Raw genomic sequence first — 520 nt, forward strand, 5'->3', positions numbered from 1 at the left:
GCTCGTTCGTCTTTGGGTCACCGTCCGCTCAACCCTGCTATGGTGGCGTTTTCGAACGATCCACTGCTTAACGACTTAGCACTGAATTCGTCTTACTCATTGCTATTTGCTGTCAACAATATGAAGTCAGAAAAGAGCGCAGAGCAGTTCTACGGCAAGATGGACAATCAAAAAATGTTGGATCTCGTTCGCGCTTCATCAACGAAGGTCGACTTTGATCCTACATTGCTACCAACCATGAACAGCAACCCAGCGACGTACCAAGGCAAGCGTAAAAACTTGGTTATCTTGTTACAAGAGAGCTTGGGCGCACAGTTTGTGGGCTCTTTGGGTGGTCTGCCTCTTACACCAAACCTTGATGAACTAATGCAAGAAGGCTGGCAGTTCACACAAATGTACGCAACGGGCACTCGTTCAGTTCGTGGTATCGAAGCGGTAACAACAGGCTTCCCGCCATCGCCTTCTCGCGCGGTTGTAAAACTGAGTAAGAGCCAAACGGGTTTCTTTACTATTGCTGATT

1 protein-coding gene is annotated in these 520 nt (G+C 48.1%); it reads left to right on the top strand.

Annotation, left to right across the window (positions count from 1 at the left end; translation table 11 throughout):
* The coding region (locus R7R24_RS30365) for an LTA synthase family protein (RefSeq protein ID WP_318120671.1) at positions 1 to 520 on the top strand (520 nt) is incomplete at both ends.

The sequence above is a fragment of the Vibrio sp. 704 genome (genome assembly GCF_033339295.1).